The 14925-nt window shown below is 63.4% G+C and carries 10 protein-coding genes; 3 read left to right on the forward strand and 7 right to left on the reverse strand.

Annotated elements, in window-relative coordinates:
• Positions 1–846: a dihydropteroate synthase gene (gene folP / locus AC04SG_RS06190; protein WP_488550306.1), complete on the reverse strand. Its 846-nt coding sequence runs from the start codon at positions 844–846 to the stop codon at positions 1–3.
• 118 nt (positions 847–964) lie between these two features.
• Between folP and AC04SG_RS06195 the strand changes: the two genes are divergently transcribed.
• Positions 965–1585 carry a DUF922 domain-containing Zn-dependent protease gene (locus tag AC04SG_RS06195; protein ID WP_488550307.1) on the forward strand — a complete coding sequence of 207 codons (621 nt, stop codon included), beginning with the start codon at positions 965–967 and terminating at the stop codon, positions 1583–1585.
• 217 nt (positions 1586–1802) lie between these two features.
• Positions 1803–3287, forward strand: a complete 1485-nt coding sequence (locus AC04SG_RS06200) for an MDR family MFS transporter (RefSeq protein ID WP_488550308.1) — start codon at positions 1803–1805, stop codon at positions 3285–3287.
• A gap of 21 nt (positions 3288–3308) precedes the next feature.
• Here AC04SG_RS06200 and AC04SG_RS06205 read toward each other — a convergent pair whose 3' ends face one another.
• The 3 genes from AC04SG_RS06205 to AC04SG_RS06215 form a co-directional block, all read right to left on the reverse strand.
• Complete coding sequence (locus AC04SG_RS06205; protein WP_488550309.1) at positions 3309–4340, reverse strand: NAD(P)/FAD-dependent oxidoreductase; 1032 nt, start codon at positions 4338–4340, stop codon at positions 3309–3311.
• A 104-nt stretch (positions 4341–4444) separates the two neighbouring features.
• Positions 4445–4765, reverse strand: coding sequence for a 2Fe-2S iron-sulfur cluster-binding protein (locus tag AC04SG_RS06210; RefSeq protein ID WP_023707481.1), 321 nt, complete (start codon positions 4763–4765; stop codon positions 4445–4447).
• 157 nt (positions 4766–4922) lie between these two features.
• The gene (locus tag AC04SG_RS06215; protein ID WP_488550393.1) at positions 4923–5261 is read right to left on the reverse strand and encodes an Hpt domain-containing protein; all 339 of its coding nucleotides are present in this window, start codon (positions 5259–5261) and stop codon (positions 4923–4925) included.
• 316 nt (positions 5262–5577) lie between these two features.
• Here AC04SG_RS06215 and AC04SG_RS06220 point away from each other — a divergent pair, with 316 nt between their 5' ends.
• A complete protein-coding gene (locus AC04SG_RS06220) occupies positions 5578–11637 on the forward strand; it encodes an apolipoprotein A-IV repeat region-like domain-containing protein (RefSeq protein ID WP_488550310.1) in 6060 nt (2019 codons plus the stop codon).
• A 408-nt stretch (positions 11638–12045) separates the two neighbouring features.
• Here AC04SG_RS06220 and AC04SG_RS06225 read toward each other — a convergent pair whose 3' ends face one another.
• The 3 genes from AC04SG_RS06225 to AC04SG_RS06235 are packed head-to-tail and all read right to left on the reverse strand — an operon-like array spanning position 12046 to position 14925.
• Positions 12046–12687 carry an ABC-type transport auxiliary lipoprotein family protein gene (locus tag AC04SG_RS06225; RefSeq protein ID WP_488550394.1) on the reverse strand — a complete coding sequence of 214 codons (642 nt, stop codon included), beginning with the start codon at positions 12685–12687 and terminating at the stop codon, positions 12046–12048.
• Between the two features lie 37 nt (positions 12688–12724).
• Positions 12725–14098, reverse strand: coding sequence for an MlaD family protein (locus AC04SG_RS06230; RefSeq protein ID WP_488550311.1), 1374 nt, complete (start codon positions 14096–14098; stop codon positions 12725–12727).
• A gap of 14 nt (positions 14099–14112) precedes the next feature.
• Positions 14113–14925, reverse strand: a complete 813-nt coding sequence (locus AC04SG_RS06235) for an ABC transporter ATP-binding protein (RefSeq protein ID WP_488550312.1) — start codon at positions 14923–14925, stop codon at positions 14113–14115.

The raw sequence follows: 14925 nt of genomic DNA on the forward strand, positions 1-14925 counted from the left end.
TCAGTGTCCCGGCTTTTCACGCGCCAGCATAGCATCCGCGACGGCCAGCGCGTCCACGTTGATTGCGACATCGTGGACGCGAAACAGATCGGCGCCCTTCAGCCTCAGGATGACGCTGGTGGCTGCCGTCCCGGCATCTCGTGCGGCGGCGTCGCGGCCGGTGACGGTGCCGATGAAGCGTTTTCTGGACGTGCCGGCCATCAGGGGAAAGCCCAGCGCCGTCAGCTCGGAAAACCGCGCCATCAGGTCGAGATTTTCCTCCGCCGTCTCCTTGGCGAAGCCGAAGCCGGCATCGAGCACGATACGGTCGTCCTGGACGCCATTGCGCTTGGCGATTTCCAACGATGCCTTGAGGAAGAAAAACTGGTCGTCGATGACATCGGGCAGCTTTTGCCGCTCGCGCCCGGTATGCATGATGATCAGCCCGGCGCCGGTCTCGGCGGCGACGCGGGCAATGCCGGGTTCACGCTGCAAGCCCCAGACATCGTTGACGATGTGCGCGCCGGCAGCGACGGCCAGGCGCGCGGTTTCCTCGCGATAGGTGTCGACCGAAATAAGGGCTTCACTGGTACCGGCGAGTGCGGCGACCACCGGCAGGATGCGGGCCTGCTCTTCCCCAGGGGTAACGGGAGAGGCGCCCGGGCGCGTGGATTCTCCACCGATGTCGATGACGGCAGCGCCCTCTTCCACCATGCGGCGTGCCTGCGCCACCGCCTGGTCAGGCGCTATGAACAGCCCGCCATCGGAAAAACTGTCCGGCGTTACGTTGAGAATGCCGACCACTATGGCCTTCTCGCCAAGGTCGAGATGGCGTCCATGCGCCAGTTGCCATCGCCTTGTCGTCATTGTCCTTCAACCATGTGGCTCATCGGGCGCTTGCAATCCATCAACGATGCGTGATCGGTGGAAGATCAATTCCGTTGCGCCGGCAACGGCCGTAAAGCAAGGTGGGTGAAGAGGCAACATGATGAAACGACCCCTGCTCTGTGCCCTGATGCTGGCTTTGACCGTCCTGCCGGCGAATGCTGCCAATCTGGTGAAGACCTACAGCTATTTTGCCGTCGGCGGCAGCACGCTCGATGATATCGAGACGCAATTGTCGAAACATGGACCCGAGGTGAAAAGCACCGGGATGAGGCATCCGGGCGCCACCCAGATGGCGTTCACCACCCGCATCAGCTACGCACAAACCGCTGATTCCTGCCGGATCGCCAAGGCCACCGTCACCGTCAAGGTCAAGGTCATCCTTCCGGAGTGGCGCAGGCCGCGCAAGGCCGACGCCGATGTCAGGCTGTTCTGGGACACGCTGTCGGCCGACATCAAGCGCCATGAGGAGCGCCATGTCGAGATCGCCAAGAACCACGGCCGTCAGCTCGAGGAAGCGCTGAACGCCAGCTACCCGCAAAAGACCTGCGCCGAGGCCAAGGCGAAGGCGGCTGAGATCACCGCGGCCGAACTCGCCAGGCACGACCAGGACCAGCTGCGCTTCGACCGCGTCGAAGGCGTCAACTTCGAAAGCCGCATCCTGCGGCTGCTGCGCTACCGCATGCAGCGCGTCGAAAACGGCCAGCTTCCGCCCGGCTGAAACACAGGACCGATACCAAGCCAACCCTGCCGAAACATGAGGCCAGCCCCAGAAAACTTTCGGGCAAAGGTCGAAATCGGCCTATACCGACCGACATATGTCAGGCTCGCACGGCGCGAGCTTCGGAACATGAGATCAAGACCAATTGGGGCGGCGTATAGCGGAGCGGCCATTTGGCGCCGCGCAATCGCTCGCCAAGCATTGTGGATGAACTGATATGGACCAGGCTGTCGACAAGCCGGTGACGGTGGCGCCCGCCACGCCGCTGACGGAAAGCGAGAAGAACGTCATCATCGCCGGTATCCTCTTGTCGATGCTCCTGGCGGCACTCGACCAGACCATCGTCGCGCCGGCCATGCCGACCATCGGCCGTTCGCTCGGCCATGCCGACTATCTGCCGTGGATCGTGACTGGCTATCTCCTGACGGCAACCGCGATGGCGCCGCTCTACGGCAAGATCTCCGACGTCTATGGCCGCCGGCCGACCGTCTATGCGGCGATCCTGATCTTCCTCGCGGGATCACTGGTCAGCGCCATGGCCCCCAACATGTTCGTGCTGGTCATCGGCCGGGCGATCCAGGGCGCGGGCGGCGGTGGCCTGTTCGCCCTGGCGCAGATCGTCATCGGCGACCTGGTGCCGCCACGCGAACGGGCGCGTTATGCCGCCTGGATTTCGGGCACATGGGCTGTCGCCAGCATCGCCGGACCGTTGCTGGGCGGCGGTTTTGCCGAACATCTGCATTGGTCGCTGATCTTCTGGATCAACATCCCGCTTGGCCTGGTGGCCATGGCGATCATCAACAAGCCGCTGCGCAAACTGCCGGTTGCCGCAAAGCGGCATCGCATCGACGCCCTGGGAGCACTGCTTCTGGTGGTGGCGACGGCACTGCTGCTTTTGGCGCTCAACTGGGGCGGCAGCGCCTATCCATGGGCCTCGCGTGAAATCCTCGGCCTGCTCGCCTGTTCGGCGGCCTTCTGGGGCGCGTTTGCACTGCGGCTGATGCGTGCGGCCGAGCCGCTGATTTCGCTTGAAGTGCTCAGCAATCCGATCGTGCTTGCCGGCACGGCGTCGATGTTCCTGCTGCAGGCCGCCAATATCGGCCTGTCCGTGTACCTGCCGGTCTATCTGCAGTCGATCATCGGCCTGTCGGTCAGCCAGTCAGGCCTTGCCATGCTCGGCCTGCTGCTCGGCACGGTCGCCGGCGCGACGTTCAGCGGCCGCACGATACCGCGCTTCTTCCATTACAAGCGCATCGCCATGGTCGGCGTTCTCTTCGCCATTGTCTGCCTTGGCGTGCTCAGCCTGGTCGCCGGCCGCGCCTCGCTGCTGGTGGTCGAGCTGCTGACGATCTGCATTGGGCTTGGAAGCGGCACCACTTTCCCGGTCGCCACAGTGTCTGTGCAGAACGCCGTCGACCGTGCACATCTCGGCGTTGCCACCGGTGTGCTGACCTTCCTGCGTTCGCTGGGCAGCGCGCTCGGCGTCGCCATGCTCGGCGCCGTCGCGCTCGGCTATGGCCTGCCGCTTGCCGGCGAAGGCGTACCGGCTGCCGGACAGATCGTCTCGGCGACGCCCTTCATGATGATCTTCCTTGCCGCGGCCATCACGCTCGTGCTGGCGCTGATCACGCTGGCGCTGATGCCGGAGAAGTCGTTGCGCGGCCGCGACGAGGCCGAGGCGCCAGTCGTCCTGGTGGAGTGATCCGGCAAAAGCCCTGAACGCCTATTCCACGACGCCGAGCTTTTTCTGCAGGCTGGTCGACGACGTCGTGTACTGGAAGACGATGCGCTCGCCGGGGCTGATGATGCGCTTGGCGGCCTGCGCCATCAGCGCCACCTCGTGAAAACCCGACAGGATCAGCTTCAGCTTGCCGGGGTACCAGTTGATGTCGCCGACGGCGAAGATGCCAGGCACCGAGCTCTGGAACTTTTCGGTGTCGACCGGAATGAGGTTCTCGTGAAGGTTCAACCCCCATTCGGCGATCGGGCCGAGCTTCATGGTCAGGCCGAAGAACGGCAGCATGCGGGTGCACGGCACCTCGATGTCACCGTCAGGTCCGCCCTTGATGGTTGCGGACGCCAGCTGGCCGTCGGCGCCGGTCAGGCCGCTCACCTGGCCGACGCGGAACTCCAGCTGCTTCATCTCCTGCATGGCGTACATCTTGTTGACGCTGTCGGGTGCGGCGCGGAATTCCGGCCTGCGATGAACCAGTGTCACGCTTCTTGCCACCGGCTGCAGGTTCAGCGTCCAGTCGAGCGCGGAATCGCCGCCGCCGACGATGACGAGGTCGTGGCCGCGGAAATCCTCCATGCGGCGCACCGAATAGAAGACGCTCTTGCCTTCATAGGCTTCGATGCCGGGAATGGGTGGCCGCTTGGGCTGGAACGAGCCGCCGCCGGCGGCGATCACCACCACCTTGGCCTCGAACACCTCGTTCTCGTCGGTGGTGACCCGAAAGGAGCCATCCTCCAGCTTCTCCAGGCTGGAGACCATGCGGTTATAGGTGAAGTCAGGCTTGAACGGATGGATCTGCTCGATCAGCCTGTCGACCAGCCCTTGCGCCGAGATCAAGGGCCAGCCCGGAATGTCGTAGATCGGCTTTTCCGGATAGAGTTCGGCACACTGGCCACCGGGCCGGTCGAGGATGTCGATCAGATGGCACTTCATGTCGAGGAGGCCGAGTTCGAACACGGCGAACAGGCCGATCGGCCCTGCCCCGACAATGAGTGCGTCCGTCTTGATTACATCGGTCATGCCAGGCGAGCCTCATTGCCAAAACTGGGCCAAACTGGGCGCGAGACTGCATGAGCATTGGCTTGCTGCCAAGCGTCGGCGGTAAAAATCCGAAAGAAGTTGGTTCAGCCCTGGCGGGCGGGCACGCGCACGACGAGGCCGTCAAGGGCGTCGCGCACCTTGATCTGGCAGGACAGGCGCGAGTTCGGCTGGACGTCATAGGCGAAGTCCAGCATGTCCTCTTCCATCGCCTCCGGCTCGCCGACCTCGGCCGTCCAGGCCTCGTCGACATAGACATGGCAGGTTGCGCAGGCGCAGGCGCCGCCGCATTCGGCCTCGATGCCCGGCACCGCGTTGCGGATCGCATTCTCCATGACGGTCGAGCCGTTTTCGGCCTCGACATCGAAAGGAGTGCCGTCATGGGCGATGAAGGTTAGCTTGGTCATTTGTCACCTGAAGGGAGTCTCAGCCGAGATAATCACTCCGCCAGACAAGTCAACTGCGGCGCGAAAGCGCCGCTTCGTGACGTTTTTTCGGAAAGCTGGCTAAAGCGCGCCCTGGCCCGGCCGATTCATGTCGGTGGCCGCCGACGAGCGGCAGCCATTACCGGCTGATGGCGGCGATGAAATCGCGCACTTCCTCGATCAGGACGCCGAGGCGCTTGAGGCTGCGTGTATCTTCCGGCTGCTGTTCGATTGATGAGGCGCAGTCGGCGATGGCAAATGCGCCGACGCCGCGCGCCGAACCTTTCAGCCCATGCGCCAGGAGCAGCCTCTCCCTGACATCGGCATCGATGATCTTGTCGCGAACAGAAACCGCCTGCTGTACGAACAGTGCCAACACCTCCTGCTCGAGGGCGCGATCGCCCATTGTCTGGCGGGCCAGATGGGCCAGATCCACCGGCCGCGAACGGGCTGGACCCGACGCATCGCCGCCCGGCATTGAGAAGGCAATGCCGCTTTCACCGCGTACCAATTTGAAACTCCTTTGTCCCGCTCGCCAAAAAAACTTAGGCGATTTCCGTCGCCAACGCGTTAATGAATGGGCTGGAAAATTGTTGCCGCAGAGGCGGCGAAATCACGTTCACGTTAACCTTATATTTAAAGTTTTACGTATCTCGCGGAATGCAGGTTTTCTTTACCCCTGTGTGTCATTACGATACGAGGGTCCATTTTCAGCCTCCTGCGTGGGATAAGACAAGCCAGAATCAGGCCAAAATCATAAAGTCCCTCGGCAGCTAGTACAGGGTAGCGAAGGCATGGCGAAGAAACCAACGACGACCAGAACTCTCGACAACGACGTAGCCAGGGAACTCGAAAAGGCACTAGACCTCGACCTTAGCGGAGACGGCAGCGGCGATCTCGATATTGCGGCGTCGATGGAAGATCTGGAAGCGCAGATTTCGCAGGCCGCGGACGAACTGGCGCGCGAAGGCCGTACCCAGAAACCCGCCCCAGCTCAAAGCGCACCCGTCCAACAGAATCAAAGTGCGACGCCGGCTGCCAAGCCCGCCGAGTTGCGCCCGGTTGAATCGCGTAATAGCGCGCAGCCGGCCGGCTTCAAGCCGGCAAACGATGACCGCCAGAAAGATTACAAGACGCTGCTGCACAGCCTCAACCGGCGTGCGTCGAGCACGATCTATTGGGTCGTGGCGTTCGTGTCGCTGGCCTGGATTGCCGGCGCCGGAGGTCTTGCCAATCTGCTGTTTGGCCCCAGCGTCTGGAAAATCCGTACATTCGATCAACTCCTGGCCCGCCCCGAACTGATCGGCCTCGCAATCGCGGCAATCATACCGGTCGTCCTGTTTTGGGCTTTCGCGGCAATGATCCGCCGCGCGCAGGAAATGCGCATCGCCGCCCAGTCGATGACGGAAGTGGCTTTCCGCCTGGCGGAGCCGGAAAACCTCGCTCAGGACCGCGTCATGATGATCGGCCAGGCCGTTCGCCGCGAAGTGGCGGCCATGGGCGAAGGCATCGAGCGCACGCTGGCGCGCGCCGTCGAACTGGAAACGCTGGTTCACAGCGAGGTCAATCAGATCGAACGCTCCTATTCGGAGAATGAATCCCGTATCCGTTCGCTGGTCGACGGGCTGGGCAGCGAGCGCGAAGCCGTCGTTACCCATGCCGAGCGCGTGCGCGCCTCGATCACCGGCGCGCATGAGACGCTGAAGGACGAAATCGGCGCTGCCAGCGACATCATTCGCGACTCCATCCTCAACGCGTCGACCAAGCTGTCGATGACGATCACCAATTCCGGCGACACGCTGATCGACCGCATCAATGAAAGCTCGATGTCGATCTTCGATCAGGTGGAAGGCCGGCTCGACACGATCACCGACAGGCTGTCGACCTCGGGCGAAGCCTTCGCTTCGCTGCTCGACACCCGCATCGCCAAGCTGACGGACACCACCGACGGCTTGACCCGGTCGCTGACCGACCTGCTCGACGACCGCACCACCGGCATGGTGTCGCTGCTCGGCGGTGCTGCGCGCACCTTGAGCTCTGAATTCGAATCCAGCCTCAACGGCATCGAGCGCACGCTGGCCGAGCGTGGCCAGGCGTTGATCAGCGAATTCCAGACCCGCGCCGAAGCGCTCGACACCGGCACGCAGAAGCTCAACGCCGCGCTCGAAGCGCGTGCCCGCCAGATCAACGAGACGCTGGTCGAGCGCGCCCGCGAGATCGCCCACACCTTTGCCGAGAGCAAGGATCATTTGTCGGCGATGATCGATCAGGGCAAGACCCAGATCGGCGCCGACATGGCCGACATCGTTTCGTCGACCTCGTCGATGCTCGAAGCTCGCGCCAGCGACTTTGCCGGCCGCATGGAAGCGGCCCGCCACGTCGTGTCGCGCTCCTTCGACACCGACATCCAGCGCCTTGCCGACGCCCGCGTCGGCATCGAGGAAGCGGTCGAAAACCACAGCCGCAAGCTGTCCGAAAGCCGCGAGCGCATGGCAGCGGCCATGGAGGCGGATTTGGCGAAATTCGCCGAGGGCCGCGCCGGCATCGACGCAGCCGTCACCAACCAGGTGCAGAAGCTCGCCGAAGGCCGCAACCTGATTTCGCGCGCTTTGGAAGAGGATCTGCGCAAGGTCAACGAGTCTCGCGCCGCCATCGACGCGTCGGTCGGCAGCCATCTCGAGCGCCTCGAAGAAGGCCGCAACCGGCTCAACCAGGCCTTGCATGAGGACTCCGGAAAGCTCGTGCAAGCCCGCACGATCATTGATGAAATGGTCGCTGGACATGTTGGCAAGCTGGCCGAAGGCCGCAACATTCTGTCGCGCGCCCTGGAAGCCGACCTCGGCAAGCTGGCCGACAGCCGCGCCTCGATTGACGGGCTGGTCGCCGGCCAGGTCGAAAAGATCGCCGAAGGCCGCGCCGTGCTCACCAAGGCGCTCGAAAACGACATTATCGGCATCAAGGGCGTGATCGAGAACCACTCGGCCAAACTGGCCGAGGACCGGACCGAACTCAGCAAGGCGCTGGAGAACGACCTGTCCAGCATCAGGGACCTGCTCTCCGACCATTCGAACCGGCTCGCCGACGATCGTGGCCTCTTGTCCCAAACGCTCGAGGCCGACCTTGCCAAGTTGGCGGAAAGCCGGTCGAGCATCGACGGGCTGGTCGCCGGCCAGGTCGAGAAGCTGGCCGAAGGCCGTGACATCCTCAAGCGCGCGCTCGAAGCCGACATCAATACCATCAAGGGTGCCATCGCGGGTCATTCCGACAGGGTGGCGGAAGAGCGCAGCCAGCTTTCGAAGGCACTGGAAGCCGATCTGCAGAATGTGAACAGCCTGATCGCCGACCACACGAGCCGGCTTGTCCAGGATCGTTCGACACTATCCCAGGCGCTTCAGGACGATCTGCACAATGTGAGCGGCATCATGGCCGATCATCAAAACAGGCTCGTCCAGGACCGTTCGGCCCTCTCAAAGGCATTGGAAGACGACATCGCCAAGCTGGCGGAGAGCCGCTCCAGCATCGATGGGCTGGTCGCCGGACAGGTCGAGAAGCTCGCCGAGGGCCGCGACATCCTCAAGCGGGCGCTCGAAGCCGATCTCAACACGATCAGGAGCGCCATTGTCGACCAGTCGCAGAAGCTGACCGAAAACCGTGGAGAATTCGCACGGGTGCTGGAAGCCGATCTGGAAAATGTCAACAGCCTGCTCCAGGACCACAGCGACAAGCTCGCCCAGGATCGCGCGACGCTGTCGAAGGCTCTCGAGGACGACCTCGCCAAGCTGGCCGAGAGCCGGTCGAGCATCGACGGGCTGGTCGCCGGCCAGGTCGAGAAGCTGGCCGAAGGCCGCGACATCCTCAAGCGCGCGCTGGAAGCCGACCTGCAGAAGCTGACGGCAAGCCGCAGCGAGGTCGACGACATCATCGCCAGCCATGTCGGCAAGCTGGCCGAAGGCCGCAACATGCTGACCCAGGCGCTGGAAGACGATCTGGCAAAGCTCGCCGACACCCGCAAGGATGTCGACCGCTCGCTGTCGGGCCATATCGACCAGATCGCTGCCAGAAGCACCGACATTTCCGCAGCTATCGCAGCCGACGTCGAGAAGATCGAGCAGGCCTTCAGCAAGCAGACCGGCATCATCGAGGAGCGCGCCGGAACCATGGAGCGCGCGCTGTCGGTGGGTGTCGACAATGTCCGCAACGTGCTCGAAAAGAGTGCCGTCTTTGTTGCCGGCGCACTTCGCGAGAAGGTGATGGAAGTCACCAGCGCCCTGCACGAACAGGCGGGTGCTGCCTTCAGCGATGCCGACCGCAAGATCGCCGAGCGCGCCGAGCAGACCTCGGCCGCCCTGCTGGCTCGGGCCGAGGATATCGCCCGCACCTTCGAGGATGCGGATCGCCGCCTGCACGCACGCGCCGAAGACACGACGAGCGCGCTGCTTGCCCGGCATGACGAGACGTCAAACTCGCTGCTCGCGCGCGCCGAGGAAACGGCCGAACGGCTGGCTGCCCGCGCCGGCGAAATTGCCGGCACGTTCGACGCCGCCGACCAGAAGCTCGTCGCCCGTGCGGTCGAGACGGCGCAGTCGCTCGCCGACCGCGCCGGCGACATCCTGCGCAACTTCGAGGGCGCCGACCAGCGGCTGAGCATGCGCATCGGGGAATCGGCCGAAGCGTTGGCCGCCCGCGCCTCCGACCTCGGCCGTATCTTCGATGCTGCCGACCAGCAGCTGATCTCGCGCATTGCCGAGGGTTCAGACGCGTTGTCGGCCCGCGCCACCGAAATCAGCCGCATCTTCGACGAGGCCGATCACCGCCTGGTGTCGCGCATCGCCGACTCCACCTCGACGATCGGCGAGCATGCCGACAACATTGTCGGTGCCTTCGCCAACACCGAGCAGCGGGTTGCCGAACGCGCACGCCAGACCGGCGAGGAACTTGCCGTCCACGCCCGCGAAATTGAGCAAGCTCTGGCCGGCGCCGACGAGCGGCTGGCCGCGAGTGTTGCTGCCGCAACCACCCGCGTCGAGGAACAGGTCGCGAGTGTCGAAAACCGCCTCGCCTACACCACCGAGACGATGGGCCAGAAGCTCAACGAGCAGGTGTCGAGCGCCGAGGCTCAATTGATCTCGCGCGCCAACACGATTGCGGAGACCTTCACGGCGGTTGGCCAGCATATCGGCCAGAGCACCAACGACGCGGCCAAGACCATCGGCACAAACACCCGCGAGCTCAACACCATGCTGGCGGCACGTTCGGCCGAAATGTCGAAGATCCTCGACGAAACCGCACGGCCGCTGGTCGAGCGCTTCGCCCAGGGCGGCTCGGAACTGCAAAAGAGCATGGAAGAGGTCACCGAACGCGCGACCGAGAAGCTGCGCAGCGAGAACGCCGCCCTCGTCAATGCGCTCGCCAGCCGCACGGCCGAAACGCTGTCGGCCGTCGAAGGCGCGCGCTCGTCGCTCGCCGACAGTGTCGCCGATCTCATCGGCCGCATGAGCGTCTCCAGCTCGCAGCTCGGTGAGCTGATCGAGCAGGCGGCAGTCAATCTCGGCCAGGTCGACGAACGTCTCAGCGGCAGCACGCAAAGCTTCGCGGCGACCACCGAAAAAGCGGCGCAGACCTTCGCCAGCTCGGCCCGCCTGGTCGATTCGAACACGACGCGGCTTACCGAACTGTCGTCTTCGACCTTGCGCGAAGTCGCCTCGATCGCCACCAAGTTCGACGAGCACAGCCGTCTGCTGTCCTCGGCTTCCGATCTGCTGAGCTCGGCGCAGAGCAATCTGGAACACACGCTGGAGAGGCAGTCGTCACTGGAAGATCTCGCCGTCGGCCTGGTCAAGAAGTCGGAAGACCTCGAAAAAGTGATGCGTTCCTTCGAGAGCCTTGTCGGGCAGACGATGCAGAATGCCGAAGGCAGGACGCTGGCATCCGCCGACAAGATCCGCATTGCCATTGCGGAAGTGGTCGATTCGGCAACCAATCGGTTTGCCGATGCGACCGAGGAGATGCGGCGCACCGCGAGCTCGATCAAGAGCGAGCTCGACCTCACCCGTGCCGAGCTCAAGAAGGGCGTCATCGAGATGCCGGAAGAGGCCAAGGAATCGACCTCGGCGATCCGCCGTGCCGTTTCCGAGCAGATCAACGCGCTCAAGGAACTTTCGGATATCGTTGCGAAATCGGGCCGCGGTGGTGGCGACAATTCTGAGCCCCGTAATTTGCGCCCGGCTCCCCAGGCGCCGGTCCAGCGCCCGGCCGAACCTGTACGCCGCCCGCCGCCGGCACCGCAGGCCGAGCGTCCGGCTCCGCAGGCGCCGCTCGGCGGTCTGCGCGGCACGCTCGATATCGAACGTCCTGCCGAAGCACCGCGCCAGCGCGACGCCAATGCCCGCACACCGCAAGGTGGCTGGGTGCGCGACCTTCTGACCGGGGCGTCGCGCGAGGAGGAAGTCGCCAGGCCGGCAGCCCCCGCGGAAGCACCGCGCGCGGCTCCCGCCCAGCGCTCGCCGCTGCATGTCATGGAGTCGCTCAACTCGCTGTCGGTCGACATTGCACGGGCGATCGATCATGACGCCTCGATCGAGCTGTGGAACCGCTACAGGCGCGGCGAGCGTGACGTGTTCACACGCCGTCTCTACACACTGAAGGGCCAGCAAACCTTCGATGAAATCCGCCGCAAATATCAGGGAGAGGCGGAGTTCCGCGCCGCCGTCGACCGATACTGCGACGACTTCGAAAAGCTGCTCAAGGACGTCTCGCGCAACGACCGCGACAACATCATGGCGCAGACCTATCTGACGTCGGACACCGGCAAGGTCTACACCATGCTGGCTCATGCGAGCGGCCGGTTGCACTGATTGGTGCGACGATCAACTGAACCAAGGCGGGCCACGGCCCGCCTTTTTCGTTCAGGCCCAGGTTCGTGTCACTGCAGGAAAAGATCACAATCTGTCGGCGCTGCCCCTCATCGGCCTGCCGGCTCCCTTCTCCCCGTATAGTGACGGGGAGAAGGAGGTGGCCGCGACCATGCCGCTACTTTTTGCAACGTTGAAAGTTGGCGAAGGCGGCCATGATGGCGTCTTTCTCCCCGTCACTATACGGGGAGTTGAGGAATGGTCCGCGAAGCGGACGAAAAGCCAACTGCTTGGCTTTTCGAATGACAAACGTCCGGCAGGGCAATGAGGGGCAGCGCCGACCGACGATCTTTAAGTCGATGCTTTGTCTAAGCTGATTGCGCGCACGATCGCTTTGAAGCCTAGGCTGGCTCAGATCACCGAATCCGTCCAGCGCACGATATCCTTCGCCGCCTCGCCGAAGGCGCTGTCGAGCGCGCTGACATAGGCTGGGTTGCCGCTGCCCGAGACCGGAGCGGATGCGGTGAAGCTTTTTGAGGCGCACACCTCGCCGTTGCGGTCGTTCAGGATGCGCACGAAGAGGTTGACTTCGGCATGCTCGCCGCCATTGACGCGGACTTCGAAGGAGCGGATCTCGACCATCACCTGATAGTCGATCGCCAGCCCCTCGCCCGGCTTGCCGACGCCGGCAAAACTGCCGGAGCGCTGGAAGGTTTCGGCGAGCCTTGCCTGCACGATCAGCGGCAGCCGGTCGGCCCATTGCGCGCCTTTCAGATACTGGATCGAGCGGTCCGACGGCTTGATGACGATGTTCTGGCTGTCCAGCGCCTTGAGCGCGGATGGCTGGGCAATCAGGATCTGGCGGCGGCTGTGGCCATGCGCGTCGATTGAGGGTGCGGACAGCTCGAACGTATCGAGCGGCGCCGGCTTGCCTCCCAATGCCGCGCAACCAGCAAGGGTCAAACCAAGCAATACGACAGCAGATTTATACCCACCCAAGCTGAACGTCACGCGCGATCCCCGTTGTCCCCGGACCGTAAGACCAACCCGCATTCGCGGTTCAACTTCTTGCGGTGGGCGGGCACGGAAGTCAACGCCGCGCCCTGCCATCGAACTGCCGAACCTCGCCGTCGCCACCCGTCAGGATGCGCTGCGGGTTGCGGCTGAGATCGGTCACCGCCTCTTCGATGCGGCTGATCGAACGCCGGCTGTCCTGGACCAGCGCTTCGACATTCGACAGGCCCTGGCCGGAGAATCGCGCCAGATTGTCGGTGATGGTGCCAAGCCGCGCGTTCAGCGTGTCGGCGACCTGCTTGAACGATTTCAGCGTGTCCCTGGCATCGGCCATCACGCCGTCGGCCTGGCCCGAACCGAGCAGCGTGTCGACCCTTTTCAGGATGCCGTCAACGCGCTCCGAGGCATCGTTGAGGCGCGACGCAAGCTGTTTGGCGTCCTTGATCGTCTCGTCGATATCGTCGGCCCGGTCGGCGAACTTGTCGGTCACCTTGGCGATGTCGGCGGCGGCCTGGTTGGCGTTTTCGCTGGCCTTCTGGATGTTGGCCAGTGCTACGCGCACCTGCGCCGGATCGATGCCATCGAGCACATTGTCCACCTTGGCCAGCGTGCCTTGCGTCCGCTTGGCGAAATCGTTGACCGAGCCGACCGCCGTATCGACATTCTTGATCACGCCGTCGAGCTGCTTCGACGTTTCCTTCAGGTTACCCGTCACAGTGTCCACATTGGCGACGATGCTCTTGATCTTGTCCTTGTCGACGGCATTGAGCAGGCCTTCGGCGGCCTTCAGCGTGCCGTCGAGCTTGCCGGAAACATCCTTCAACTCGTCCGACAGCGCGCTGACGGCGGTCAGGAACTTGTCGATGCCGTCGGCATTCTTGGCCAGCGCATCGGAGAATGTCTGGGCGTTCTTGACGGTCTGTGTCAGCGGCCCGCGCACATCCTTGGTGAAACCTTCGAGATCCGAAAGCACCCTATCGGCACGGCTGAAGATGTTCTGCGCCGTCTGCAAAAGATTGTTGACGGCAGAGGGGTTAGCGACGATCTCAGCGGTTCTGCCTTCCTTTTCCGCCTCTTCAAGAAGGTTCGGTTCCTTGGGATTGGCGCCCTTCAATTCGATGTTGACCTGGCCGGCAAGGCTGGCGATGCCGATATCGGCCTGCGTCGATTTGGTAAGCGGCGTTGTCTTGTCGATCTCGGTCGTGGCAATGGCGGCATTCGGGTCATTGCGGTCGAAATAGACACGCTTGACCACACCGACCTTGACACCGTTGAACAGCACCAGACTGCCGGGGCCGAGGCCTGAGGCCGAACCCTGAATGCGCACGCGCAACTGCGCCGTTTCGCCCCGATCGCCGATCTGAGCGGTCCAGTAGACGAACGCGAAGGCCGCCAGGATCGCAGCCAGGGTAAAAACGCCGACAATTACGTAGTTGGCTCTGGTTTCCATTGCCCCACTTATGGCTATGCGCGCGCCGCAAGATCAAGTTGCCGGGCGCGTTTTCCGCGGAAATAGGATTTTACCCACGGCTCCTCGCTCTTCAGCATGTCGTCGATCGTGCCTTCGACCAGGATTTTCTTGTTGCCGAGCACCGCCACCCGGTCGCAAGCGGTAAACAGCGTGTCGAGATCGTGTGTCACCATGTAGACCGTCAGGTCCATCGTATCGCGCAGCTTGACGACCAGTTCGTCGAACTCGGACGCGCTGATCGGGTCGAGGCCGGACGTCGGCTCGTCGAGGAAGACGATGTCGGGATCGAGCGCCAGCGCACGCGCCAGGGCGGCGCGCTTGATCATGCCGCCCGAAAGCTCCGAGGGAAATTTTTGCGCGGCGTCCGGCGGCAGGCCGACCAGTTCGATCTTGAGCAAGGCCAGCTCGTCCATCAGCTTCTGCGGCAAATCGAGATATTCACGCATCGGCACCTGCACGTTTTCCTGCACTGTGAGCGCCGAAAACAGCGCTCCATGCTGGAAAAGCACGCCAAGCCGCATGTCGATGCGCAACCGCTCGATGTCGCTGGCCTTGTCGAGGTCGAGACCAAACAGCTTGATCGTGCCAGCCTGCTTGTGCAGCAGGCCGAGAATGGTGCGCAGCAGCACCGATTTGCCGGCGCCCGAGGCGCCCACGAAACCGAGGATCTCGCCGCGCTTGATGTCGAGCGCCAGTTTGTCGAGGATCAGTTTGTCGTCCAGGGAAACCGTGATGTCACGAACGGAGAGCACGATATCGCCCTCGTCCGTTCCTTGCGCAGCCTTGATCGCCTTTGAGTTCTTCAT

It is taken from the genome of Mesorhizobium sp. CNPSo 4684, from assembly GCF_057784315.1.

Coding starts and splice junctions, on each gene's coding strand:
- folP (WP_488550306.1), bottom strand. CDS start 846: ATGACGACAAGGCGATGGCAACTGGCGCATGGACGCCATCTCGACCTT.
- AC04SG_RS06195 (WP_488550307.1), top strand. CDS start 965: ATGATGAAACGACCCCTGCTCTGTGCCCTGATGCTGGCTTTGACCGTC.
- AC04SG_RS06200 (WP_488550308.1), top strand. CDS start 1,803: ATGGACCAGGCTGTCGACAAGCCGGTGACGGTGGCGCCCGCCACGCCG.
- AC04SG_RS06205 (WP_488550309.1), bottom strand. CDS start 4,340: ATGACCGATGTAATCAAGACGGACGCACTCATTGTCGGGGCAGGGCCG.
- AC04SG_RS06210 (WP_023707481.1), bottom strand. CDS start 4,765: ATGACCAAGCTAACCTTCATCGCCCATGACGGCACTCCTTTCGATGTC.
- AC04SG_RS06215 (WP_488550393.1), bottom strand. CDS start 5,261: ATGCCGGGCGGCGATGCGTCGGGTCCAGCCCGTTCGCGGCCGGTGGAT.
- AC04SG_RS06220 (WP_488550310.1), top strand. CDS start 5,578: ATGGCGAAGAAACCAACGACGACCAGAACTCTCGACAACGACGTAGCC.
- AC04SG_RS06225 (WP_488550394.1), bottom strand. CDS start 12,687: ATGCGGGTTGGTCTTACGGTCCGGGGACAACGGGGATCGCGCGTGACG.
- AC04SG_RS06230 (WP_488550311.1), bottom strand. CDS start 14,098: ATGGAAACCAGAGCCAACTACGTAATTGTCGGCGTTTTTACCCTGGCT.
- AC04SG_RS06235 (WP_488550312.1), bottom strand. CDS start 14,925: ATGAAGAACTCAAAGGCGATCAAGGCTGCGCAAGGAACGGACGAGGGC.